Here is a 25093-nt window from a genome sequence, read left to right on the forward strand (position 1 = left end):
TTTCTTACTTTAGCTGCTTCGTTGATTTTTAAGTAGATATTTGTTATATATTTATAATTATCAATTAAACGGGGTGATAAAATATCAAGCCCCGCTTAGTTTTAGATATTATATGATTTCTTGCTATATCCTTTGCATGTTGAATCAATTCATCATAATTTAAAATAGCATCTTTAGTTTCTATATATTTATTTAACTTAATGTTAGGCCTATTTATTATGATTAAAGATATAAAAAGGGATGAGAAAAATATAGCAACGTAAATCATCGGCTACAACCCCTTTCATTACGAGTTATTTAAAAGTTTCACTACTTTATCGAAAACGTCAGCGCTTATTTCATCGGCAAATTCTTCTGAATATCCTTCGCTATATATGCTGAATATTGGTTTTTCATTGTCAGGAACTATAATTGCCCATCCCTTTTCTGTATTTATTTTTAATCCCTCAAACAGCTCAATATCCTTATCTTTATTTTCCTCTATAAGCTGTCTTATAATTCTTCCTCTTTCAGAAATATCACAGAGTATTTCTCTATATTTTGTATAGAATTTTGGTATTTCGTTTACAATCTCATGTGGAGCAACGTCAGAACCTACGATAAAGTCTATAAAAAGTGCTGATGCTGCTATTGCATCGAAGTTTAAGAAATATTGATAGAAGGAGTTTTCGTCCTTTAAAATTTCATTTAATAGGCTAGATACGCTGGATTTTGTCCTTATTACATCTATTGAATAGTTCTTTGCTATTTCTTCTACTTGTTTGGTTATGGTATGAGGAACAATAAATTTATTGGATCTTCCTGATTTTGCTATTATAAGCTCTGTAAGAAGTAAATATTTTTCTCTGTCGACTACGCTCCCTTGATCATCGATTATTTTTAAGCTTTCTCCGTTGCCACTTATTATAAAACCCAAGAAATATCCTTCATTGACAACCTTTTTACATAAATTTTCTATTGCCTTATTATCCCAATCCTTATCCTTTAAACTATAATCGATGTTTATTCGGCAACCTATTTCTGATAAAAGCTTTGATGCAATTGTAATTGTAAGGTCACTCTCAGAGGATATTAGTATCTTTGGATTTTTACTTTTAATCTTTTGAGTATGCTTTAGCATGGAGGAAATTGTATTTATATAAAAGGAGGAATAATTGTAAACCTTAATCACATCTTTAATTGAATCTGGGTTACATCTTTCAAAGTCTTGACGATGATAAAGATGCTCTAATTTTTTTCTGTTGCCCTATCGATGTTTCCACCCTTTTCGTTGATAAACTCTATGTGGGCTTTACTGCTTAAACTGCTATCCATGTAAACATGGATTCCTCCGGATGCTGAATAGAATTTAACTGCATTTCTTGCTATTGGAAGGGTAATATCTTCAATATCAATTATTCTAACCCCTGAGGATAAAAGGCCAGATAAAATGGAATTTTTATGGCCTTTGCAGAATTAGTGTTATCACATGACACTATAACGGGTTTATCCTTTTTTACTATGCTTGCATAAGCTGAACCTAGAAGGCTTGAAAATTCAGGAGTTATATCTATATTTATGTCACCTGAAATATCTCTGTTACCAAAGAGGGTTTTACTAACCTTTGTCCCCCAAACGAGATTATTGTTAACGATGGAGGATTCTTTTATTTTCTTAAAGGGCCAAATTTTTACACCTGGTTTTATTGTTGAAAAGGCTTCAACTATGGATTCTGAACCAACAACAGAATCTTCAAATAGATTTACGTTGCTTTTTATTATTACTTTGTTACAGATTATTGAAGACCTAATTTGTGTAGATGTCCCGATGGTTGAGTTATCCCAAATGATTGATTTTTTGATATTTACATTTTCTGAAATATCGCAATTATTTCCGATTATTGTAAAGGGTTCTAAAACAACCTTAGAATCGATAAAGCAATTTTTGCCTATGTATACAGGAGGTTTAATAATGACATCTTCTTTAATTACGCTTCCTTCTCCTACAAATATACCTTCTTTTAGCATAGGATTTTCTAAATCTATATTAACTTTACCGCTTAGAATATCAAAGTGAGTCTGTTTATATGAGTTTATATCTCCTATGTCATTCCAATATTCCTCTGTTATGTAACCAAACATTGGAACATTATCTCTCAAAAGTTTTGGAAAAAGATCTTTGCTGAAGTCAAAAACATCTCCTTTTTTATAATACTTAAAAACATCCCTTTCAAGTATGTATATTCCTGTATTGATAGTATCGCTAAAAACTTCACCCCAACTTGGTTTTTCTAGAAATCTTTGTATTCTGCCATCATTAGAGGTGATAACTATTCCATATTCGAGTGGATTGCTTTCCCGCTTTAATATAAGGGTTGCCATAGAATTTTTACTTTTGTGAAATTCTATTGCCTTTGAAAGGTCTATATCCGTTAATACATCACCGCTAATAATTAATATGGAATCATCTAAAAAGTCTCCTGTGTTAAGAACGCTTCCTCCTGTTCCTAATGGAGTTTCTTCAATAAAATACTCTATTGATACTCCAAACCTACTGCCATCACCTAAATAATCTATTATATGGTTTGATAGATAAAAGGTGGTTATAGCTATTTTATTAAAATTATGTTTTTTAATAATTTGATTGTATATTCTATAACAGGTTTGTTAAGGACAGGAACCATGGGTTTAGGTATTCCACAGGTTAAAGGTCTTAGTCTGGTTCCTTCGCCACCTGCCATGATAACAGCCTTCATGATAAGCACTCCCTTTTTAAAATTATGCCTATATAATATTTTTTAATAAAAATAGCATGTTTATACTTTATATGAGTTAAAAATTATGCTTTAATTTATTCAAAATTGTGATAACATTAAATTAAAATAAAAGTAGGGGATGAAGTAATGGAAAATCTTTATAAATCAATCTATCATATTTTCGGTGCGATATATGTTCCAAAGGACCTAAGACATAGTAATGCCCTTGTTCACATAAGCGATACGCCTTCTTTTATATATAAAGCCATAATAAAAATGATAAAAAAATAAAACCAAGAGTGATAATTCATACTGGTGATATCGTTGATGATATAAAATTGGAAATTAGACCACAATTAATCGAAGTCTATAAAAAGGAGGCAAATAAATTTATTAATGAAATCTCAAAATATGCCGAATTAATTATTTTAGTTCCTGGTAATCACGATGATTTTACTAAACTAAGATTAAAGGACAACGTTAAGATATTAAACGAGGGAGATGTATTTATATTCGATGGAATAAAGCTTGGGCTCTCTCATAAATATGAAAATCTACCTTTAAATTGTGATTTTTATTTATATGGACATGATAAAAATTGTTTAAAGGATTATTATCTAAACGGTATTAAATATATTAATGTTATAAAGGATAAAAAAATATTTAAGTTATGTTATCCAATAGGAACTGATAATTATAGATTAAAAATAAGTAGAATGGGTAAATAGGAGGGGATAAATTTGTTATCGATTATAAGAAGTGGACCTAAAATGATAGTTTTTGGCAGCAAGGATTATAAAGGGCTTGAAAGTTTTCTTATTACTAATTTGCAAGGGGAAAAGTTAGAATTAGATTCTGCTCTTGAACTTTCTGATGAAAATAGCACAATAGTTTTAATAACGCAACCTTATAAAAATATTGCCCATTACAATGATATTCTTTCAATAGTTTTGTTTGAGATGTCCTTTGATGAGTTTTTTACAAGGATGTTTAACCTTAAGGGATATAAATTTATAGAAGATTGCCACATAGCGCCAGGGATAGTTTTAATGAGAACTATGGGGGATGAGAAAAAAATTATCGAGTCTGTTAAGGATGAATATGGCGGTAAATTACTTCCACTTCATAAAAGCTTAGACGAAGGAACCTATAACGATTCCATAATTTGTTTTACATCTTTGCCACTTGATAAAAAGATTCATCTTTCGGATATAAATGAACAAACATTGCTTGTTAATGTTGATTTTCCAAGGTTAACAAGAAAACTTAGAATTCAGGCCCTTAGATTTTTAAATGAAGGATTAGTAGGGGTGGATTGGAAGGAAATTTATATAAGAATATATGATAGATATAGTGAATACAAATTACATTATGAAAGGTTATCAATAATTTTGGATAACATGGATTTAGGCATTATTTTAGGAGAAACTTGGGCTAAGGATTATCCAAGGTTTATGATGTCCGTTTTAGTTTATCAAATTAGGCTTTTTACTTTAAAAGATCCTAAGGAAATTAAAAAAGTGCTATTAGGTTTAGAATACCTTGAAAATGGAGAAAGAATCGTAGATTTTGATTTAATATATAAAAACAAAAAATTGATTGGCCGGAGGTTTTAGATAAAGAAAATAGAGGACTAGATAGATGGCAATTAGGGTTAAAATTTAGAGATATGATATTTAAAGATCTGGATGAAGAAATGAAGAGTAGAATATTGAATTGTGAAAAAGAGATTATAAAAAGCAGGACATAAATAATAAAGGAGAGCTAAGCTCTCCTTATTTTCTTATCTTCTGAAGTTGTCTTGTCTTCTTTGTTGCTTCTTTACTTTTCTGCATTCTGGGCATCTTTTTGGTTCGTTTTCAAAGCCTTTTTCTCTGTAGAATGCTTGTTCCCCTTCAGTGAAGATAAATTCCTTTCCACAGTCTTTGCAAACTAGAGTTTTGTCTGACATTTTAACATACCTCCTAAAATTTAAGGGTTTTAGATTTAACATCTAAAGTAACATATCCTCTAAAACCCTAGGGGGTATGTTAACTTTATATGTTAAATCCTTCTTTACTTTAATCATTATAACACTCATTTAATTGCTAATCAATACTAATCTTGTAAAAAGTAAAAAAATAATTGTATAATATTAGATGAAGAAAATAATCATAGTGAGGGATAAGATGGAATTAGAAAAACTTAAAACAAGATTAAATAATATTGGAATCGTAGGGGAGGGCTTAGACCTTAAATCCTTTGCTGTTACTATTCCTTTAGTTGAAGAAAAGGTCAATGGAAGATTCTTTTTCAAGTAAGGGGTAAAAATTTAAGCCAAGCTGGAGAGGTGTCCCTGCCGGGCGGAAGGATAGAAAAGGGAGAAAAAGAAAAGATGCTGCTATAAGAGAAACCTGTGAGGAACTCTTAATAGACCCATCAAATATCGAATTGATAGGCCAAAGCGATATATTGGTAACTCAATACGGTAAAATAATATATCCTTTTGTAATAAAAATTCTAGACAAGAATAAGATAGGTTTTTCTAAAGATGAAGTGGAGGAGATATTTTACGTTCCTATTAAATTTTTTATAGAAAACGAACCTAAGGTTATGACTGTTAGAGTCAAGACTGAACCTTTAGAGGATTTCCCTTATAAATTAAATGTTCCTGCAAGTGAATATAATTGGCAGGAGGGAAGATTAAATGTTTATTTTTATAAATATCAAAACTATATTATTTGGGGCCTTACTGCTAAAATAATATATAATTTTATCCAAAAATAAAAAACTTAGGGAGTGAATTTTAATGCTACTAATTAAAGAATTCGAATTTGATGCTGCCCATAATCTTATTCATTATCATGGCAAATGTGAAAGATTGCATGGCCATACCTATAAGCTTGTCATAAAGCTTGAAGGTGAACCAGATCACGAGGGAATGATATTTGATTTTGTGGAGCTTAAAAGGATTGTTAAGGAAAGAATAATAGATAAGTTTGATCATGCATATTTAAATGATATAATCAGTCAGCCGACAGCTGAAAATATTGCAATTTTTGTATATAAAGAATTAAAGGATGTTTTGAAAAGAGATAATTGTAGATTGTATGAAGTTGAAGTTTGGGAGACAAAAACTAGCGGAGTTGCGTATAGGGGGTAAAGTATGAAGGACGTTCAAAGCGAAAAGGATTTTAGAAATGTTCCATTGAAGAAAGTAGGAATAAATAGCTTAAAATGGCCAATAGTAGTTAAAGAAAAGCATGGTGGGGTTCAACATACCATAGCTGATATGTCACTTTCAGTAGATTTGCCTTCTGATGTTCGAGGAACTCACATGAGTAGATTTGTGGAACTTGTCCATGAGCTTCAGGAGATAACACCAAAGGAAATAGAGAGGGCCCTTGACAGACTAAAAGAGAAATTACATGCAAAAACTGCTCATATTAAAATAGACTTTGATTATTTTATTAAAAAATCATCGCCGGTATCGGGCATTATTTCTCCCAATGATATAAAATGCTCCTTTGATGCAGAAAAAGGAGAGGATTTTAAATTTATTATGGAGGTTTCGGTGCCGGTTGTTACGTTATGCCCTTGCTCGAAGGAGATAAGCGAATTTGGAGCACATAACCAAAGGGCTACAGTTAATATTAAGATTTATACTAAAAAGCTTATCTGGATTGAAGATTTAGTTGCAATAGCCGAAGAGAGTGCAAGCTGTCCTGTTTTTCACTTTTAAAGCGTAAAGATGAAAAATACGTAACTGAAAGGGCATATCTAAACCCAAGGTTTGTCGAAGATGTGGTTAGAGAAGTTGCCCTGAGACTTGATGAAAACAAAGATATTCTTTGGTATAGGGTATATGTTGAAAGCATGGAAAGTATACACAATCACAATGCCTTTGCATGCACAGAGAAAGGGGAAATATTATGAATTATATTATCTTAAGGGATGGAAGGAAATTTTTGTTTGATACAACAAAAATAATGGGTATAATTAATGCAACTCCGGATTCCTTTTATTCAGGTTCTAGGGTTAATGATGTTGAGATAGCATTAGAAAAGGCTAAGAGGATGATTGATGAAGGTGCTGATATATTAGATATTGGAGGAGAGTCAACACGACCAGGGTCTGATCCTGTAACGGAAGAGGAAGAAATAAGCAGAGTAGTTCCAGTTATAGAAGCCATAAGAAAGTATAATAAAGAGATATTGATTTCTGTTGATACATATAGGGCAAGGACAGCAGAATACGCTATAAAAGCTGGTGCTGATATCATAAATGACATAAGTGCAATGACATTTGATAATGACATGGTTAATGTAGTTAAAAAATATAGTGTTCCTGTAATTCTTATGCACATAAAGGGAACTCCTAAAAATATGCAGAATAATCCACATTATGATGATGTTGTAAAGGAAGTTTATGATTTCCTCAAGGAAAGAATTGAGTTTTCCATAGAAAATGGGATTTCAAAGGATAAAATAATCGTTGATCCTGGCATTGGGTTTGGAAAACTTTATGAACATAATATTGAACTTATAAAAAACATCGAAGTTTTTAAGCAATTAGGCTGTCCAGTTTTACTTGCCCATTCGAGAAAATCCTCAATTGGGATAGCCTTAGGTAATCTTCCACCTGAAGAAAGGCTTGAAGGAACTATTGCAATATCATGCTATGCTGCAATTAAGGGTGTTGATTTAGTTAGGGTTCACGATGTAAAAGAAAACAAAAGGGCAATTAAGATGATTGAGGTGTTAAAATGAATTTAGCATATATAGCCTTTGGGACGAATGTTGGGGATAGAGAAGAAAATATAAACGTAGCTCTTAAAATGATGGAGGATAGAGGAATTAAAATAATAAAAACTTCTAAAATTTATGTTACTGAGCCCTATGGATATAAGGATCAACCTGAATTTCTAAATGGAGCAGTAGAGGTGGAAACTAATTTAAGTTGTAGAGAGCTTTTAAATGTGCTATTAAATATAGAAAAGGATATGGGGAGAGTTAGACACTTTAAGTGGGGGCCAAGGAATATAGACCTTGATATAATTTTTTATAACGATGAAGTCATTGACGAACCAGATCTTAAGGTCCCTCATCCAGATATGCACAATAGGGATTTTGTGTTAAAACCGCTTTGTGATTTAAACCCTAATTTTGTTCATCCTATTTTAAAAAAACCGTCAAGACTCTTTTAGATGAACTCAAGGGGTGATAATATGAAAAGTTATAGAAAAGAGCTTTGGTTTGAGTTAAAAACAAGAAGGGGATTTGTAAATATAACACATGAATTAGAAAGGTGCGTAAAAGAAAGTGGGATAAAGGAAGGACTTTTATTGTGCAATGCGATCCACATAACAGCTAGCGTATTTATTAATGACGATGAAGCAGGACTGCACCAAGATTTTGAAAACTGGCTTGAAAAATTAGCCCCAGAAAAGCCCTATAGTCAATACCATCATAATGGTTTTGAGGATAATGCAGATGCCCATCTAAAAAGAACGATTATGGGAAGGGAAGTTGTAGTTGCAATAACAGATGGAAAACTTGACTTAGGCCCATGGGAACAGATATTCTATGGTGAATTTGATGGAAAGAGGAAGAAAAGGGTATTGGTTAAAATTATAGGAGAGTAGAGAAATCCCTATTGATTTTTAAATCAATAGGGGTATTTTTCTTTTTAGAATTTCAAAAATATTTTTAAAATGGTATAATGTTTTTGGGGGGTGGTATTTTGGAAAATATTAAATTTGAAAAGGATGGTAATATTGGAATAATTACAATATCAAGGCCTAAGGCATTGAATGCATTGAATTTTAAAACGCTGGTAGAATTAAATGAAGTTTTAGACCAAGTTGAAAAAGATGAGGAAATTTATGTCCTTTTGATAAGAGGGGATGGAGAAAAGGCCTTTGTGGCAGGTGCGGATATTGCTGAAATGAAGGACATGAATCCAAAAGAGGCTAGAGAATTTAGTATAATAGGCAATAAAGTATTTAGAAGGATTGAAAATTTAAGAATTCCAACTATAGCAGTAATAAATGGTTATGCTTTAGGAGGAGGATGTGAACTTGCTTTATCTTGCGATATTAGAATAGCCTCCGAAAATGCAAAACTAGGTCAACCTGAAGTAGGACTTGGAATAACTCCAGGATTTGGAGGAACACAAAGACTATCGAGGGTTGTAGGATTAGCAAAGGCAAAGGAACTGATTTTTACTGGAGATATGATCGATGCTAATGAGGCATTTAAAATTGGCCTTGTAAACAGAGTAGTAAAAAAGAAGAACTTATGGATGAGGCATTAAATATGGCTAAAAAATAGCCAGCAATGCTCCTTTTGCAATTAGTGTTGCAAAGGCTTCAATTAATAGGGGGTATCAGGCGGATATAGATACAGCTCTTATGTATGAAGTTGAAGTTTTTGCCCAGTGTTTTGCCACAGAAGATCAAAAGGATGCAATGACAGCTTTTTTAGAAAAAGAAAAATTGAAAAATTTAAAAATAGATAGGGGGATAATTATGAAGGTTTTTGTTGTTGGTGCAGGAACTATGGGTTCTGGTATAGTTCAAGCTTTTGCACAAAATGGAGTTGAAGTTTATTTAAACGATATAAAGGAAGAGTTTATTGAAAGAGGGTATAACAATATAGTTAAAAACATAACAAAATTAGTAGAAAAGGGAAAGATATCTGAAGAGGATAAAAACAATATATTAAATAGCATACATAAATCTATAAACATAGAAGATGCAAAGGATTGTGATCTTGTAATTGAAGCGATAATCGAAGATATGAAGGCAAAAAGGAATTGTTTAAAAGGCTTGATGAAATTTGCAGCGAAAAAACTGTCCTTGCTTCAAACACTTCTTCACTATCAATAACTGAGATTGCAGCTGCAACAAATAGACCCGATAGAGTTATAGGAATGCATTTTTCAACCCAGCACCTGTAATGAAGCTTATTGAAATTATAAGAGGTATTGCAACATCGGATGAAACCTTTGAAAAGATAAAAGAAATTTCATTAAAGATAGGAAAGGACCCTGTAGAAGTTAAAGAGGCACCAGGATTTGTAGTTAATAGAATATTAATACCGATGATAAATGAAGCAATAGGAATACTGGCAGAGGGAGTTGCAAGCAAAGAAGATATAGATAAAGCGATGAAATTAGGTGCAAACCATCCTATGGGACCACTTGAATTATCAGATTTTATCGGAAACGATATAGTTCTTGCAATTATGGAATATCTTTATGAAGAAACAAAGGATGCTAAGTATAGACCACATATCATGCTAAAGAAGATGGTTAGGGCAGGATATCTTGGAAGAAAAACTGGAAAAGGATTTTATGATTATAAATAGGAGGAGGAATACCCTCCTATTTTTTATGCAAACGGCATTTGCGACAGCTTAGCGGTGAAACCTTTGTGGGCCTAGTAGTGGGGATCACTAGCAAATAGCAAGGGTGCCATACTCGAACCGGATGTATTAAAAGTGGCAAGTAATGAGAGAAATATGGCCATTCATACATTGGAAGGTATATATTACATATTGCTAATAAAAAACTTTTTAATTGTAACCTATAATTATGATAATTTAGTAAGACTAAACAACAATATTATTTCAACAGGTTCAGCATCCTTTACAACAAACTACAGCTATGAAGTAGGTGCATACCTAAACTCAATAACAGATATGATTTAAGATTAAAATAATGAAGTATTCATAAATTTAGAATAAGGAAGCATATTAGATGATAATAAAATAATAGATATTTTTATAGTAACAAATAAACGAGTGCCATCAGAATTGAATTATCAAGATAACATTTTAACTCTTGAACTAGACAAAGAAATTATTAAATTCCATATAGAACGACTTAACAGATGTATATTAGAAGAATTTTTACATCAGAAATTTGTGATGTATACTACAATAATATTGAATTGACTATATGGGGTATACTATGTGTCTGAGTTTTAAATTAAACACACTAAAATTTAAAAGATAAAAGTAGGCTTTGAAAAAATATTTTTGGTTGGCCCCGTGAAGGATTTCCCTGGCATTCGCTCATTCGCTAAGCATTCTAAGCTTTTCTTTGTTTTCAAAAGTCTTACCATCGTGAGCCTATCTCCATGTCGACCACTCGGCTCTGCACGTCCGTGTGCAGAATTACGGACTTTTGAAAAGTCGAAAAACAAGAATTGCTAGAGCTCATGAGAGATACCTTATTGAAATCCATTCACGGGGCCATTGCAAAGTCTTCAACAAATAAGGGGTTTGTCTACAATCTGAAAAAATAGTGAAAATTTAACTTTAAGTTAAATTTTCACTATTTTTTCAAAGCATGTTCAAAGTTAAAGATTTAAAAAGAAAAAATTAAATAAATACAATTTTTACAAAAATTCTATTAACAATTAAATTATATAAAATTTGATAATTATTGTAAATATTGGTTCAATAATATTAAGGGGTAGGGAATATGCAAAGGATCAAGAGATATATTCTTTTATTGTTAATCATTATTTCCATCGCAGCCAATATTTCAATGATTGCTAATATCAACACCAATAAAAATTATATAATAAGTGAAGAAGAACCTAAATTCCTATCAATTGACGAAATAAACCTTGTAAATTTAAACTTCTATGAAAAATTTGATAAGGGAGGCGATACTGTATAAAAATAGATGATTTTCTAAATAAGACTCATGATTATAAAGTTATAAGATCTTTAAAAGGGGGTAAAAAACTATGAAAAAAATAATATCATTTTTGTTGTCTTTGACATTACTCCTATCGACAACAATTGCATTTGCAGCAACAGGTGCAAATAAGGTATCAGATCAAGGAGTAAATAAAAGTAAGTTAAAAATAAAGGACATTTATGTAACGGTTCCATATGATATTTCTGAAGTAAAAATAGAAAGAATGCAAAAGGATGGTTATGAAAGAGTTGAAATAAGAGACAAGAAGACGGGAGAATTAATAGAAGCATTTGGAGAAAAGGTTGTTCCTCTCATTAATAGCAGTAATAGTAAAGATAGTAAAAGCCAATTTTTAAGCCAATATACAGTAAACTTAATTCAATCTACAAGTGGTGATTATTCAATACATTATGTATACAAAGAAAGAAAAGATGGACCAGCAGTTACAAGATTGTATACAATTTTAACAGTATATAGTTATGGCTCATTTAGGCAAATTGAATCAGTAAATGATACGTATTGGACTGCAGAAAGTGGCGGAACTTGGGAATTAGTGAATCCACATGCTACCACTATTTCTACATCAGGAAGTTTCCCAACAATTGAGATTGAAACATTCGGAACGGCTACTATTGAAGTAAGAACGACTTTAAGTGCAGGGGAGAATACTCAATAAGTTATCTACAATCAATTGGATTTAGTATAAGTTATCAAATAGGAAGTACTTATTATTTAAGAAAAAGTATTTCAATAGGGTATACTTATAGTGTATATTAAAACTATCTAGGAAAAGTGAGAAACAACAATTCTATCCTTATTAAATAAAATATAAAAGAAAGGAGGATTAAATAATGACGGATTATTTAAGTGCATTACGGGGATTGGTAATGGGATTAGTAATGGATTAGATAATATTGGAAGAACGTTATTTCATTTGCAAGGGCACTTTACTTACTTAGGTAATTTAATAAAAATAACAAACATTTTACTCCTATTTATAGTTGTCATTTTAGGTATAAATGCATACATTAACTGGAAGAGATATAAAAACGATATTCACAAATAAAGATCTCAACATTATACAGCGGTTTCAAGCAGTCAAAAGTCCCACTTTACAAGAATCAAATGTGGGACTTTTGACTTTGGCTTTATGTAAATAGTTTGGGATTGGCAAATTATCTAGATGTCCATCTTTGCTAATTTTTAAGAAGTTTTTATGTAATTAAGATTAAGTAAAGCAAAATTAATAAAAATGGACATGTCAAAAATGCCAATGAAAGGTTGGCTTTTGTAAAAACTCAGCGTATTGTTTGGTTTTGCGTGAGGCTATTAAAAATTAAAGAGGAAAGGCAGTTTGTAGGGATACAAGGAAATGGATTTAACATTTTAGTAATTACTTGAAAGATTAGCTTCAATCTTTTCATATTTTAAAAAAGAAACTTTTGCAGTGAATCTCTTTTAGAGATTATATTTTGTCAAGATTCTGTGTTGAATAAAAAATTATTCAGTTTATACTGGATTGCTAAAAAATAACTATTATTGAAGATTTTATAAAAAGAATATATCATAAAATTGTGTAACATTTTAAATATTTTGAATAAAATTAATATAGCAAATAATTTAAAAAGAGGGGGATAAAATGAGAAAGGTAGCGATAGCAAGTGCAAAAAGAACTCCAATAGGATCCTTTATGGGTTCGTTATCAAGCTTTAGTGCTGTAGAACTTGGAACTAAAGTTATTGAGGCGATTTTAAAGGAAAATCCTCAGGTGAAAGAAAAAATAGATATGGTTTATATGGGTAATGTTCTACAGGCAGGTAATGGTCAAAATCCTGCAAGGCAAGCAGCTCTAAAGGCAGGCATTCCAATCGAAGTTCCAGCAACAACAGTAAATACGGTTTGCGGTTCAGGACTTCATTCGGTAATAATGGCATATACATCTATTATTGCAGGACAGGAAGATATCAGTATTGCAGGCGGTATGGAGAGCATGTCAAATGCCCCCTTTCTAGTTAAGGGAATTAGAAATGGTATTAAGATGGGCAACACTGAACTTATCGATGTTATGATTCATGATGGATTAACATGTCCTTTTAATTTATATCACATGGGAATAACAGCAGAAAATCTTGCTGAGAAATACAATATTTCAAGGGAAGAACAAGATAGTTTTGCTTATAATAGCCAAATGAAGGCATCAAAGGCAAGAAAAGAAGGTAAATTCCAAGATGAAATAATTCCGGTAACTATTAAAACTAAAAAGGAAGAAATAATTTTTAAAGATGACGAATATATTAGAGAAGATACAAGTTTAGAAAAGCTTGCTAAATTAAAGCCAGCATTTAAGGCTAATGGAACAGTAACTGCTGGAAACGCATCAGGTATCAATGATGGTGCAGCTGCAGTATTAGTGGCATCAGAGGAAATGTGTAATGAATTAGGTTTAAGGCCACTAGTATACATAAAAGGTTTTGGCCTTGTTGGAGTTGAGCCAAGTATAATGGGGATTGGTCCGGTTTTTGCTATCAAAAAATGCTTGCAAAGCTGAATATGTCGATTGATGAAATTGATTTATTTGAACTTAACGAAGCCTTTGCTTCACAATCTTTAGCAGTTTTAAAGGAATTGGGAGTTAATCCAGATAAGGTTAATGTAAATGGCGGTGCAATTGCCTTAGGTCATCCTATTGGAGCAAGTGGAACCAGAGTATTAGTAACATTGATTCATGAGCTATTAAGACAAAACAAGCGTTATGGTATTGCATCCCTTTGTATAGGTTCAGGCATGGGTGTTGCAATTTTAGTAGAAAATGCAAATCTTTAAAAAATTCAAAAAATATATTAACAAAAATTTTAACTGATGTTATAATAAGATTAGAATTAAATATGCATATTTTGGCATAAATAGAGGTGCGGGTAAAAGGGTAGCTTAAGGGTGTTAAGGGAAGGAACTCCCAATATCTTAAGCGAAGGGTTTACTCGCCGAAAGGTTATGTTGGTTCCTCAGCATATCCTTGGGGATAGGGTGTAAGCTCTATCACTGTCATGGCTGTGCCATGAAGCGCTATTTATGCAGTGGGCTAGTCTCATTGCATGAATAGCGCTTTTATTTTTAAGTAGATATGTCGAAAAATTTAAAATTAATCGAAAACAGGGGGATGGTTTTGAAGGCGTTAATTAGAGTAAGAATGAGTCTTCATGATGCACATTATGGAGGAAATTTAGTGGATGGAGCAAGGATACTAAACTTATTTGGTGATGTGGCAACAGAGCTTTTAATCAGGCATGATGGTGATGAAGGATTATTTAGAGCTTATGATTCAGTAGAGTTTTTAGCACCGGTATATGCAGGAGATTACATAGAAGCAGAGGGTGAAATAGTTGAAGTTGGTAATACTTCAAGAAAGATGAATTTTGTAGCAAGAAAGGTAATTCAGTCAAGACCGGATATAAACGATTCAGCAGCAGAAGTTTTAGAAGAACCTATTATAGTATGTAGAGCAAGTGGAACTTGTGTGGTTCCAAAGGACAAGCAAAGATTTAAATAGGGGGAGCTTATGGAAAAACTTATTATTACTGCTGCAATATGCGGTGCAGAGGTTACTAAAAAGCACAATCCCAATGTTCCATATACTGTAGAGGAAATTGCAAGGGAAGCTGAGGCAGCATATAAAGCAGGGGCAAGCATTATACATCTTCATGTAAGAAATAATGATGGAACACCAACTCAGGATAAGGAAAGGTTTAGAGTTTGCATGGAGGCAATAAGGGAGCGCTGCAAAGATGTCATAATTCAACCTTCAACAGGTGGAGCTGTTGGAATGACAAATGAAGAAAGACTTCAGCCGATTTATTTAAAACCAGAAATGGCGACTTTAGATTGTGGAACGCTGAATTTTGGTGGAGATGATATTTTTGTAAACACCGAAAACACGATTATATATTTTGCTAAAAGGATGAAGGAGCTAGGAATAAAGCCAGAGCTTGAGGTATTCGACAAGGGTATGATAGATATGGCGTTAAGATTACATAAGAAAGGTTTCATAGAAGGCCCCTTCATTTTAATTTTGTTATGGGCGTTAATGGTGGAATATCAGGGGAGCCAAGGGATCTTTTGTTTATGGCTGAAAGCATTCCCAAGGATGCTACTTGGACAGATTACTGGAATAGGAAGGTATGAAATGCCGCTTGCTACTATGGCTATTATTATGGGTGGACATGTAAGAGTCGGTTTTGAAGATAATGTTTATATTTCAAAAGGAGTTCTTGCAAAATCAAATGGAGAACTTGTTGAAAAGGTTGTTAGGATTGCAAAGGAATTAGGAAGGGAAATAGCAACGCCTGATGAGGCAAGAAAGATTTTGGGTATAAAGGGGTGATGATATGAATAAGGTTGTGGATATTGAAAAAGTAAAACCTTTTTTTAAAGATGGAATGACGCTTATGATAGGCGGATTCTTAGCGTGCGGAACACCTGAGAAACTAATCGATATGTTGTTGGAATTAAATGTTAAGGATTTAACAATTATTGCAAATGATACCTCCTTTCCAGACAGGGGACTAGGAAGGTTAGTTGTAAACGGACAAGTTAAAAGGTCATTGTTTCTCACATCGGAACTAATCCAGAAACAGGTAGACTCATGAACGAAGGAAAATTAGAGGTTGAGCTTTGTCCTCAGGGAACTTTAATCGAAAGAATAAGAGCAGGCGGAAGCGGACTTGGGGAGTTCTAACTCCAACAGGCGTTGGAACTATAGTTGAAGAGGGTAAGCAGAAATTAACTATAAATGGAAAGGAATATCTTCTTGAACTTCCTTTGAGAGCTGACGTTGCCCTTATAAAGGGTAGCATAGTTGATGAGTTTGGAAATACATTCTACAAGGGAACAACAAGGAATTTTAATCCAATAATTGCTTTTGCAGCTGATACTGTTATAGTTGAGGCAGAGGAGATTGTAAAGGTTGGTGAATTAAGACCTGAGGATGCTATGACGCCTGGTGTTTTAGTTGATTACATTATAAAGGGGGCGAAGGATTTGATTCCTAATCAAGAATTAGCAAAGGAAATAATTGCAAAGAGAATTGCGAAGGAATTAAAGGATGGTCAGCTTGTAAATTTAGGGATTGGACTTCCAACCTTAGTGACAAATTATGTTCCTGAAGGAGTTCATATAATCTTCCAATCAGAAAATGGTATGGTAGGAATGGGACCAGCACCAGAGAAGGGAAAAGAGGATAAAAATATAACAAATGCAGGCGGAATGCCAGTTACTATAATGCCCTTTGGTGCCTTTTTCGATAGTGCAACATCCTTTGCTCTGATTAGAGGGGGACATGTCGATATTACTGTTCTTGGTGCACTTGAGGTTGATCAGGAAGGAAACTTAGCAAACTGGATAATTCCAGGAAAGATGGTTCCTGGAATGGGTGGTGCAATGGACCTTGTTGTTGGAGCAAGAAAGGTAATTGTTGCTATGCAGCATACAAGCAAAGGACAGCCAAAGATTTTGAAAAAATGTAGACTTCCATTAACTGCAAAGGCAGAAGTTAATATGATCGTTACAGAACTTTGCGTTTTAGAAGTTACCGACAAAGGTTTAGTATTAAGGGAAATTTATAAGGATACAACCATAGATGAAGTAAAATCATTAACTGAAGCTGATCTTATTATCCCAGAAGATATAAAAATAATGGACATTTAGGAGGTTTTGTTATGAAAAGGGGATGCAAATACGGAACACATAGAGTTTTAGAGCCACAGGGGTTTTACCACAACCTGCAGTTAAAATTTCAAATGACATGGAAATATACGACAATGAAATTTTGATTGATGTTATTGCTTTAAATATAGACTCAGCAAGCTTTACCCAGATTGAAGAAGAACAGGGCAAAGATGTAGAAAAGATTAAAAGAGAATTTTAGAAATAGTTAACGAAAGAGGAAAAATGCAGAACCCAGTAACAGGATCAGGTGGGATGTTAATAGGGATAGTTGAGAAAATAGGAAGTGCCTTAATCGGCAAAACAGATCTAAAGATAGGAGATAAGATTGCAACATTAGTTTCACTTGTCTCTAACACCCCTTAGAATTGATGAAATAATCGATGTTAAGCCAGAAATAGATAGAGTTGAAATTAAAGGAAAGGCAATTTTATTTGAAAGTGGAATATATGCAAAGCTTCCTGAGGATATGGACGAAACTTTAGCATTAGCTGCCCTCGATGTTGCTGGTGCACCTGCTCAAACTGCAAAGCTTGTAAAACCAGGGCAAAGCGTCCTTATTTTAGGTGCAGCAGGAAAGTCAGGGATGCTCTGCTGCTATGAAGCTATGAAGAGGGTAGGACCAACAGGGAGAGTTATAGGGCTTGTTAGAAGTGAAAAGGATAAAGAAAGATTAGAAAGCTTAGGATTATGCCATAGAATAATTGTTGCAGATGCGCAAAAGCCTGTTGAAGTTCTTAATAAAACCTTAGAAGCAAATGACGGTAAGGAAGTGGATATATCAATAAATTGTGTTAACGTGTCAAATACAGAAATGTCTTCAATTCTTCCTGTAAAGGACGAAGGAATTGTTTACTTCTTCTCAATGGCAACAAGCTTTACAAAGGCTGCATTAGGAGCAGAGGGTGTAGGAAAGGATGTAACCATGATTATTGGAAATGGATACACTAAGGGTCATGCTGAAATCACTTTACAAGAGCTAAGAGAAAATGAAAAGTTAAGAAGGGTTTTTGAAGAAATGTATGCAAAATAATTTGGGGGATTTTAATGAAGGTTAATAGAAGATGGGAGCTTTTTAAGGATATTCCAGATGAGCTTTGGAATGACTGGAAATGGCAGCTAAGAAACAGAATCGAAACATTAGAGGATCTAAAAAATATATTCCGCTTACAGAAGAAGAGGAAAAGGGAGTTGCTACCTGCCTTGGGACGCTTAGGATGGCAATTACACCATATTATCTTTCCTTAATCGATCCTAATGACCCACATGATCCTATAAGAAAACAAGCTATTCCAACAGAAAATGAGCTTCATAAGGCAAGTGAGGATTTACTTGATCCTTTGCATGAAGATACGGACTCACCTGTTCCAGGTCTTACCCACAGATATCCTGATAGAGTGTTGCTTTTAGTTACAGACCAATGTTCTATGTATTGTAGACACTGCACCAGAAGAAGGTTTGCAGGACAACAGGATATGCCTATGCCTATGGATAGAATAGAAAAAGCTATCGAATATATTAAAAATACACCAGTTATAAGAGACGTTTTAATATCAGGTGGGGATCCTTTAACTTTATCCGACGATAGGCTTGAATATATAATTAAAAAATTAAGAGAAATACCACATGTTGAAATTATTAGAATTGGTTCAAGAACCCCAGTTGTTATGCCACAGAGAATAACTAAGGAATTAGTTGATATGCTTAAAAATATCACCCAATTTGGTTAAATACCCATTTTAATCATCCAAATGAAGTTACTGAAGAATCAAAAAGAGCAATTGCAATGCTTGCTGATGCAGGAATACCTCTTGGAAATCAATCAGTGCTTTTAAGGGGAATCAATGACTGCGTTCATGTTATGAAAAAGCTTGTTCATGAACTTGTTAAGATGAGGGTAAGACCATACTATATTTACCAATGTGACCTTTCAATGGGATTACAGCACTTTAGAACCCCTGTTGCTAAGGGAATTGAGATTATAGAAGGATTAAGAGGTCATACATCGGGTTATGCAGTTCCAACATTTGTTGTTGATGCACCTGGTGGTGGAGGTAAGATCCCTGTAATGCCAAATTATATAGTTTCAATGAATCATAACAAGGTAATTTTAAGAAATTTTGAGGGAGTTATAACAACTTATACAGAACCTGATGAATATACACCAAGTTGCAACTGTGAAGTTTGTAGTGGTGAAAGGGAAGCAAAATTAATAGGGGTTGCAGGATTATTACAAGGAAATCAATTGTCATTAGAGCCTGAAGGACTTGAAAGAAAACAAAGAGGTCATAAGCATGAGTAATGTTTTGAAGCTTATAAAACCCTATAGAACAATATCCATAATTGGGATGGAAAAGAATGTTGGAAAAACAACGGTTCTAAATCATATTTTAAACAAGACCAGGGGAGTTATCCCCTTGGTCTTACATCAATAGGAAGAGACGGAGAGGATATAGACAGAGTTACAAATACAGAAAAGCCAAGAATTTATATCGAAAAGGGGACAATTTTTGCAACATGTAAGGAATTTTTCTTAAAATCAGATGTTACTAAAGAAGTCTTAGAAACCACAGGAATTAATACTCCCCTTGGAGAAATTATAATTGGAAGGGCATTGAGCGATGGATATATTGAAATTGCAGGTCCTTCTGTAAATTCAGCAATAAAATGGATAAGCGAAAGGATGCTATACTATGGTGCAGAAAAGGTCTTAATAGATGGCTCTTTAAGTAGAAAAACGATGGCATCGCCAAGCATAACACAGGCCACAATTTTATCAACTGGAGCAGCACTATCAAGGGATATTAACAAGGTTATAGACAAAACTGAGCTTACCTTAAAGCTTTTATCGATTAAAAAGAGGATGATGATAAAGTCATAAATAATGCTCTAAAAATTATAGAAAATTTTAAGATAGGTGTTATCTATAAAGATTATTCCTATAAGGCCATAAATGCCTTAACGTCTTTAGAGTCTTCAAAGGATATAGTTGAAAATTTAATGGATGATGTAACCCATGTAGTTATAAAAGGAGTAGTAACAGATAAAATTTTAGAGGACATAATAAAATCAACTGATAAATATAAGGGAAAAATTTTTTGGTAAAAGATGGGACTAAGTTGTTTTTAAATAGGGAAATATTAGATGTGTTTATTAAAAGTGGGGGAGAAATAAGGGCCTTAATACCTATAAATGTTATATGTATAACAATTAATCCTAAATCGCCCTATGGCTATGAATTTGATGCTAAAAAGTTTCAAGAAAAAATGAAGGAGAAAATAAATATCCCTGTCTTTAACGTATTAGGAGATGAATAGGATGAATTTTTTGATATAGACCTTAAAGAAATAGGATTTGACTATGTATATGAGCAGCTTCAGCCTAAAACTGTTTTTGGAATGGAACTTAAAAAAATATAAAGTTTTACAAAAAAAGAATAAAAAAATCTTTTGCAGGAATTTGAAGAGCTTGAGGATATAACATGTTCAATCAAAGAAAATAGAAAAGCTTTTGATGAAATTGAACATATTCTTTATAAATTCAAAGATATAAGAAAAAGTATAGAAAGATGTAAGAATGGTTCAGTTTTAGATGAAGTGGAATTGTTTGAAATCAAAAATTTTTGCTTAAATTTAAGAGCTTTAAAAAGTTTAATATCAGAAGCAAAAATAAGCAATATTATTTTACATTCTTTAGATGATGTTTACACAATTTTAGATCCAGAAGGAAAGAACATCCCTACTTTCTATATATATAACGTTTATTCTGAAAAATTAAATGAGATAAGAAATAAAAAGCTTGAAATAGAAAAAAGATTTTTCTTGAAGTTGATGAAAAAACATAAATCGTTTAAAGGAACAAAGATTAAATCTGGTGATAGCTGAAGAAGAGGAAGAATTAAAAATTAAGAAGGAATTGTCTAAAAAGATAAGTAAATATGTTAATGCTTTTGAAGAAAACTTTAGAGGCATTGGAAAATTAGACTTTTTAATAGAAAAGGCAAAACTTGCGATAAAATATAATGCTACAAAGCCAATTATTATTGATGATTTAAAAGTTAATTTAATAAATCAAATTAATCCTTATGTCCTTGATATATTAAAGGAAAAAGGCAAAAGCTTTACTCCAATAACTATTGAAATGTTTAAAGGCACAACGGTTATAACCGGTGCTAACATGGGTGGGAAAAGCATATCTTTGAAGACTACTACACTGAACTTACTTTTAGGACATCTGGGATTTTTGTGTTTGCGGAATATGCAGCTTTCCCAATATTAGATTTTATTTATTTTATCTCAGATGATCTTCAATCGGTATCAAGGGGACTTAGCACCTTTGGTGCAGAAATAATAAAGCTTAATGAGGTTATAAGCAGAATAAAAAGGAATTCGGATTTGCTGCCCTTGATGAGGTGGCAAGAGGAACAAATCCTAAAGAGGGACATGCAATAGTAAGGGCAGTCTGCCAATATCTTAATAGTTTTAGCAGTTTTGTTTTAGTGTCCACCCATTATGATGGAGTAGTTGACAAAAATATGAATCACTATCAAGTAGTGGGGCTAAAAAATGTTGATCTTGATAATCTTAAAAAGATCTGACAATTAAAAATTCAATTGAAGTTATCCAGGAATACATGGATTATAGGTTAGAAAGGATAGAAGGCATAAGAGAAGTCCCAAAGGATGCACTAAATATTTCAAAACTATTGAATTTTGATGAAGAAGTAATAAAAATAGCTGAAAATATATTAAAAGAGGGGGATAGGAATGAAAAGTAAACTTAATTTAAATTGGGAGATAGTTGAAAAGGCAAGGGAATGTGCAAGGAATATTGCCAATGATACTCAAAAATTCATTGACAAACATACTACAGTAGCTGTTGAAAGAACAGTATGTAGATTGCTCGGAATTGATGGTGTGGATGAATTTGGTGTTCCTTTGCCAAACGTAGTAGTTGATAATATTAAAAAGGAAATGGACTTTCTGTTGGTGCAGTAATTTATATTGGAAATGCAATGCTTCATACAAAGTTAACTCCTCAGGAAATTGCAGAAAGGGTAGCAAAGGGAGAAATAGAACTTACAAAGCTTCCAATGCATGACTTGTTTGATATTAAATTAGAAGTTCTTAAGGTTGCAAAACAAACTGTAGAAGGAATAAAGAAAAATAGGCAAACCAGAGAAGAACTATTAAGAAAATACGGAGATAAGCAAGGTCCACTTTTATATGTTATAGTAGCAACAGGTAATATATATGAAGATATTGTTCAGGCAAAGGCAGCTGCAAGGCAGGGGGCAGACGTTATTGCGGTTATTAGAACAACTGGTCAAAGCCTTTTAGACTATGTTCCTTATGGCGCTACAACAGAAGGCTTTGGAGGAACCTATGCGACTCAGGAAAACTTTAGACTAATGAGAAAAGCCCTTGATGAAGTAAGCGAAGAGCTTGGAAGATATATAAGATTAACCAATTACTGTTCTGGACTTTGCATGCCTGAAATTGCAGCGATGGGCGCTTTAGAAAGATTAGATGTCATGTTAAATGATGCCCTTTATGGAATACTTTTTAGAGATATAAACATGAAAAGAACATTAGTTGACCAGTTTTTCTCAAGGGTTATTAATGGATTTGCAGGTGTTATCATAAACACAGGAGAAGATAATTATCTTACAACAGCGGATGCCGTTGAGGAAGCCCACACAGTTTTAGCATCACAATTTATAAATGAGCAGTTTGCTCTTCTTGCTGGAATTCCAGAGGAGCAAATGGGACTTGGACATGCTTTTGAAATGAATCCAGATCTTAAAAATGGATTCTTATTAGAACTTGCTCAAGCCCAAATGGCAAGGGAAATATTCCCTAAGGCACCTTTAAAATACATGCCCCCAACAAAGTTTATGACAGGAAATATATTCAAAGGGCATATTCAAGACGCACTATTTAACATGGTAACTATAATGACAGGTCAAAGAATACATCTTTTAGGAATGCTTACTGAGGCTATCCATACTCCGTTTATGCAGGATAGAGCCCTTTCAATTGAAAATGCAAGATATATCTTTAATAATATGGAATCATTTGGAGATGAAATTGAGTTTAAGAAGGACGGAATAATTCAAAGAAGGGCTAATGAGGTATTAAATAAGGCTTATGAGTTGTTGAAGGAGATAGAAAGGGAAGGATTATTCAGAACATTAGAGCAGGGTAAATTTGCAAATATCAAAAGACCAATAAACGGTGGAAAGGGACTTGAAGGCGTAGTTGAAAAGGATGAAAAATATTACAATCCATTTATTGAGCTTATGTTGGGAGGTAGAATCTAATGAGCGGAGGACTTTATTCAACCGAAAGAAAGGATTACGACAAGACGTTAGATCTTACTAAGGTAAAACCCTATGGAGACACAATGAATGATGGAAAGGTTCAACTTAGCTTTACTTTACCAGTTCCAAATGGTGAAAGGGCAGTTGAAGCTGCAAAGCAGCTTGTAAAAAAGATGGGTATTATAGATCCTCAGGTAGTATATAATGCTGCATTAGATAAGGAATTTACCTTCTTTGTAGTGTATGGCAGTGTAGTTCATACCGTAGATTATACAGCTATCCATGTTGAAACGGTAGACGTTCAGACGATGTCTATGGAGGAGACAAATCAATTTATCAAGGAACATATAGGAAGAAAGCTTGTTGTTGTAGGAGCAAGTACGGGAACAGATGCTCATACTGTAGGAATCGACGCAATAATGAATATGAAAGGATACGCAGGGCATTATGGTTTAGAAAGATATGAGATGTTTGAGGCATATAATCTTGGAAGCCAAGTTCCAAATGAAGAATTTGTTAAAAAGGCAATTGAACTTAAAGCGGATGTGTTATTGGTATCACAGACAGTAACTCAAAAGGATATCCACATACAAAACTTAACCCATCTTGTTGAACTTCTTGAAGCGGAAGGAATTAGAGATAAAATTTTATTGATATGCGGAGGTCCAAGAATAACCCATGAACTTGCAAAGGAACTTGGATACGATGCAGGATTCGGACCTGGAAAATTTGCCGATGATGTTGCAACTTTTATAGCAACCGAATTTGCACAAAGGAAATTACCTGGAATAAAATAAGGACAGCGACTGCTGTCCTTATTTGTTAACATTTTATTAATTAAACTCCATCTCCTTTGACTTCAAATTTTTATAATATTATACTAAATGATGTCGAAAAATAATAGGGGAAGTGAAAAGGGATGGAGAAGTTAAAGTTAAGTTTGAAATTATTACCTGATGTATATTTATTTGTCTTAATAATCTTTATTAAAACATTATCTGCCAATATTGCAATGAAATTGGTTCATCAATCAACCTTTTATACTTTATTTGGTATTTTAGGTTCTTCACTCATTTTTGCATCTATTTTAAGCTTATTTAAGTTTAAAACACGATATATCGCTTTTTATATATTTGACTTTTTAATAAGTTTGATACTTCTAACTGATATAGTTTATAACAGATATTTTTTAGATGTAACCTCTGCTGCTTTAATTAAACAAGCAGGGCTTGTTGGGGAAGTTAAAGATAGCGTATTTGCCCTTTTAAAACCGTGGGATCTATTTTACTTTGTGGATTTTATATTTATTTCTTTATTTTATAAGTATTTTAAGAGAAATCTAGTTGAAAACGAAACAAAATTAACTAAAAGATTAACATCCTTTGCTATGCTTGTTATTTTAGGATTGACCTTTAGTTATCAAAGTGTAAAGGCATTGGATAAAAGACAGCCGGGAATTTTAAAGACTATGTATGATAAAAAGTATATCGTTTCCAACATTGGAAATATCAATTTCCATGCCTTTGACCTTTATAATTTTATAAAAAGGAATGTATTAAATATAAAAAGATAGATGAAAATGAGATTAAAGAAACTTTAAAATGGTTTGAAGACAAAAATATAAAT

The 25093-nt window shown here is 32.9% G+C and carries 27 protein-coding genes, 10 pseudogenes and 1 riboswitch; of the genes and pseudogenes, 31 read left to right on the forward strand and 6 right to left on the reverse strand.

All coding sequences use genetic code 11. The features are described 5' to 3' along the window. Positions 1-64 precede the first annotated feature (64 nt). The 5 genes and pseudogenes from PWK10_RS03455 to PWK10_RS19385 all read right to left on the reverse strand — a co-directional run. Positions 65-268: a hypothetical protein gene (locus PWK10_RS03455; protein WP_274767385.1), complete on the reverse strand. Its 204-nt coding sequence runs from the start codon at positions 266-268 to the stop codon at positions 65-67. Between the two features lie 18 nt (positions 269-286). Beyond that, positions 287-1120 carry a hypothetical protein gene (locus tag PWK10_RS03460; protein ID WP_274767386.1) on the reverse strand — a complete coding sequence of 278 codons (834 nt, stop codon included), beginning with the start codon at positions 1118-1120 and terminating at the stop codon, positions 287-289. A 107-nt stretch (positions 1121-1227) separates the two neighbouring features. After that, positions 1228-1431 carry a hypothetical protein gene (locus PWK10_RS03465; RefSeq protein WP_342455684.1) on the reverse strand — a complete coding sequence of 68 codons (204 nt, stop codon included), beginning with the start codon at positions 1429-1431 and terminating at the stop codon, positions 1228-1230. Then, positions 1395-2120 carry a hypothetical protein gene (locus tag PWK10_RS19380; RefSeq protein WP_446715331.1) on the reverse strand — a complete coding sequence of 242 codons (726 nt, stop codon included), beginning with the start codon at positions 2118-2120 and terminating at the stop codon, positions 1395-1397. The genes PWK10_RS03465 and PWK10_RS19380 overlap by 37 nt, the downstream gene beginning before the upstream one ends. Then, a pseudogene (locus PWK10_RS19385) lies at positions 2103-2734 on the reverse strand (nucleotidyltransferase family protein); the annotation flags it as partial. The gene PWK10_RS19380 and the pseudogene PWK10_RS19385, both read right to left, overlap by 18 nt. 147 nt (positions 2735-2881) lie before the next feature. Between PWK10_RS19385 and PWK10_RS03480 the strand changes: the two are divergent. From PWK10_RS03480 to PWK10_RS03490, 3 genes are read left to right on the forward strand one after another with little or no spacing between them, the layout of a single operon-like run. Beyond that, positions 2882-3025, forward strand: a complete 144-nt coding sequence (locus PWK10_RS03480) for a hypothetical protein (RefSeq protein WP_274767388.1) — start codon at positions 2882-2884, stop codon at positions 3023-3025. Positions 3026-3033: 8 nt separating this feature from the next. After that, positions 3034-3462, forward strand: coding sequence for a metallophosphoesterase (locus PWK10_RS03485; RefSeq protein ID WP_274767389.1), 429 nt, complete (start codon positions 3034-3036; stop codon positions 3460-3462). A 12-nt stretch (positions 3463-3474) separates the two neighbouring features. Then, complete coding sequence (locus PWK10_RS03490; RefSeq protein WP_274767390.1) at positions 3475-4350, forward strand: hypothetical protein; 876 nt, start codon at positions 3475-3477, stop codon at positions 4348-4350. 167 nt (positions 4351-4517) lie between these two features. Here PWK10_RS03490 and PWK10_RS03495 read toward each other — a convergent pair whose 3' ends face one another. After that, entirely contained in the window at positions 4518-4685 is a 168-nt protein-coding gene (locus PWK10_RS03495) for a zinc-ribbon domain-containing protein (protein WP_008908903.1), read from the reverse strand. A gap of 217 nt (positions 4686-4902) precedes the next feature. Here PWK10_RS03495 and PWK10_RS03500 point away from each other — a divergent pair, with 217 nt between their 5' ends. The 28 genes and pseudogenes from PWK10_RS03500 (at position 4903) to PWK10_RS03635 (ending at position 25040) form a co-directional block, all read left to right on the forward strand. After that, positions 4903-5034, forward strand: coding sequence for a hypothetical protein (locus tag PWK10_RS03500; RefSeq protein WP_274767391.1), 132 nt, complete (start codon positions 4903-4905; stop codon positions 5032-5034). Positions 5035-5062: 28 nt separating this feature from the next. Beyond that, a pseudogene (locus tag PWK10_RS03505) lies at positions 5063-5500 on the forward strand (NUDIX hydrolase); the annotation flags it as partial. A 22-nt stretch (positions 5501-5522) separates the two neighbouring features. Beyond that, positions 5523-5876, forward strand: coding sequence for a 6-carboxytetrahydropterin synthase QueD (gene queD, locus PWK10_RS03510; RefSeq protein WP_008908905.1), 354 nt, complete (start codon positions 5523-5525; stop codon positions 5874-5876). A gap of 3 nt (positions 5877-5879) precedes the next feature. Further along, positions 5880-6649: pseudogene (folE2, locus tag PWK10_RS03515) on the forward strand (GTP cyclohydrolase FolE2). After that, positions 6646-7482 carry a dihydropteroate synthase gene (folP, locus tag PWK10_RS03520; RefSeq protein ID WP_274767393.1) on the forward strand — a complete coding sequence of 279 codons (837 nt, stop codon included), beginning with the start codon at positions 6646-6648 and terminating at the stop codon, positions 7480-7482. The pseudogene folE2 and the gene folP overlap by 4 nt, the downstream one beginning before the upstream one ends. Further along, positions 7479-7919, forward strand: a complete 441-nt coding sequence (gene folK, locus PWK10_RS03525; RefSeq protein WP_274767395.1) for a 2-amino-4-hydroxy-6-hydroxymethyldihydropteridine diphosphokinase — start codon at positions 7479-7481, stop codon at positions 7917-7919. Before folP ends, folK begins: the two co-directional genes overlap by 4 nt. Before the next feature lie 21 nt (positions 7920-7940). Beyond that, complete coding sequence (locus tag PWK10_RS03530) at positions 7941-8357, forward strand: secondary thiamine-phosphate synthase enzyme YjbQ (RefSeq protein ID WP_274767396.1); 417 nt, start codon at positions 7941-7943, stop codon at positions 8355-8357. A gap of 77 nt (positions 8358-8434) precedes the next feature. Continuing rightward, a pseudogene (locus tag PWK10_RS03535) lies at positions 8435-9232 on the forward strand (short-chain-enoyl-CoA hydratase). A 7-nt stretch (positions 9233-9239) separates the two neighbouring features. Further along, positions 9240-10083: pseudogene (locus PWK10_RS03540) on the forward strand (3-hydroxybutyryl-CoA dehydrogenase). A gap of 132 nt (positions 10084-10215) precedes the next feature. After that, entirely contained in the window at positions 10216-10425 is a 210-nt protein-coding gene (locus PWK10_RS03545) for a hypothetical protein (RefSeq protein ID WP_040306252.1), read from the forward strand. A 778-nt stretch (positions 10426-11203) separates the two neighbouring features. Continuing rightward, positions 11204-11404 (forward strand): hypothetical protein, encoded by a 201-nt coding sequence (locus PWK10_RS03550; RefSeq protein ID WP_008908913.1) that lies wholly within the window; start codon positions 11204-11206, stop codon positions 11402-11404. 70 nt (positions 11405-11474) lie between these two features. Further along, positions 11475-12104 carry a hypothetical protein gene (locus PWK10_RS03555; RefSeq protein WP_274767397.1) on the forward strand — a complete coding sequence of 210 codons (630 nt, stop codon included), beginning with the start codon at positions 11475-11477 and terminating at the stop codon, positions 12102-12104. Between the two features lie 963 nt (positions 12105-13067). Then, positions 13068-14251: pseudogene (locus PWK10_RS03560) on the forward strand (acetyl-CoA C-acetyltransferase). Positions 14252-14324: 73 nt separating this feature from the next. Next, positions 14325-14502: riboswitch (Lysine riboswitch) on the forward strand. Between the two features lie 89 nt (positions 14503-14591). Next, on the forward strand, positions 14592-14975 hold the full coding sequence (gene kal / locus PWK10_RS03565) for a 3-aminobutyryl-CoA ammonia lyase (RefSeq protein ID WP_274767398.1): 384 nt from the start codon (positions 14592-14594) through the stop codon (positions 14973-14975). Between the two features lie 9 nt (positions 14976-14984). Continuing rightward, on the forward strand, positions 14985-15806 hold the full coding sequence (kce, locus tag PWK10_RS03570; RefSeq protein ID WP_446715288.1) for a 3-keto-5-aminohexanoate cleavage enzyme: 822 nt from the start codon (positions 14985-14987) through the stop codon (positions 15804-15806). A gap of 4 nt (positions 15807-15810) precedes the next feature. Further along, positions 15811-16456 (forward strand): annotated as a pseudogene (atoD, locus tag PWK10_RS03575) (acetate CoA-transferase subunit alpha); the annotation flags it as partial. Between the two features lie 6 nt (positions 16457-16462). Then, positions 16463-17128 carry a CoA transferase subunit B gene (locus PWK10_RS03580; RefSeq protein ID WP_274768093.1) on the forward strand — a complete coding sequence of 222 codons (666 nt, stop codon included), beginning with the start codon at positions 16463-16465 and terminating at the stop codon, positions 17126-17128. An 11-nt stretch (positions 17129-17139) separates the two neighbouring features. Next, a pseudogene (kdd, locus tag PWK10_RS03585) lies at positions 17140-18179 on the forward strand (L-erythro-3,5-diaminohexanoate dehydrogenase). Between the two features lie 14 nt (positions 18180-18193). Then, positions 18194-19448: pseudogene (kamA, locus tag PWK10_RS03590) on the forward strand (lysine 2,3-aminomutase). A gap of 150 nt (positions 19449-19598) precedes the next feature. Further along, positions 19599-20027, forward strand: coding sequence for a hypothetical protein (locus PWK10_RS19390; RefSeq protein ID WP_446715332.1), 429 nt, complete (start codon positions 19599-19601; stop codon positions 20025-20027). Between the two features lie 217 nt (positions 20028-20244). Next, the gene (locus tag PWK10_RS03600; protein ID WP_274767400.1) at positions 20245-20463 is read left to right on the forward strand and encodes a hypothetical protein; all 219 of its coding nucleotides are present in this window, start codon (positions 20245-20247) and stop codon (positions 20461-20463) included. Between the two features lie 132 nt (positions 20464-20595). Next, positions 20596-21030: a hypothetical protein gene (locus tag PWK10_RS03605; protein ID WP_274767401.1), complete on the forward strand. Its 435-nt coding sequence runs from the start codon at positions 20596-20598 to the stop codon at positions 21028-21030. Next, positions 21020-21424 (forward strand): hypothetical protein, encoded by a 405-nt coding sequence (locus tag PWK10_RS03610; RefSeq protein WP_274767402.1) that lies wholly within the window; start codon positions 21020-21022, stop codon positions 21422-21424. The genes PWK10_RS03605 and PWK10_RS03610 overlap by 11 nt, the downstream gene beginning before the upstream one ends. A 133-nt stretch (positions 21425-21557) precedes the next feature. Next, on the forward strand, positions 21558-21743 hold the full coding sequence (locus PWK10_RS03615) for a hypothetical protein (protein WP_274767403.1): 186 nt from the start codon (positions 21558-21560) through the stop codon (positions 21741-21743). Between the two features lie 35 nt (positions 21744-21778). Next, a complete protein-coding gene (locus PWK10_RS03620; RefSeq protein ID WP_274767404.1) occupies positions 21779-21922 on the forward strand; it encodes a hypothetical protein in 144 nt (47 codons plus the stop codon). Further along, a pseudogene (kamD, locus tag PWK10_RS03625) lies at positions 21912-23467 on the forward strand (lysine 5,6-aminomutase subunit alpha). The gene PWK10_RS03620 and the pseudogene kamD overlap by 11 nt, the downstream one beginning before the upstream one ends. After that, entirely contained in the window at positions 23467-24264 is a 798-nt protein-coding gene (gene kamE / locus PWK10_RS03630) for a lysine 5,6-aminomutase subunit beta (protein WP_008908925.1), read from the forward strand. Before kamD ends, kamE begins: the two are co-directional and overlap by 1 nt. A 122-nt stretch (positions 24265-24386) precedes the next feature. Beyond that, positions 24387-25040 (forward strand): hypothetical protein, encoded by a 654-nt coding sequence (locus PWK10_RS03635; RefSeq protein WP_274767405.1) that lies wholly within the window; start codon positions 24387-24389, stop codon positions 25038-25040. Positions 25041-25093 lie beyond the last annotated feature (53 nt).

Origin of the sequence: Caloramator sp. Dgby_cultured_2 (assembly GCF_028872215.1) — a bacterium.
Lineage (GTDB): Bacteria > Bacillota > Clostridia > Clostridiales > Caloramatoraceae > Caloramator > Caloramator australicus.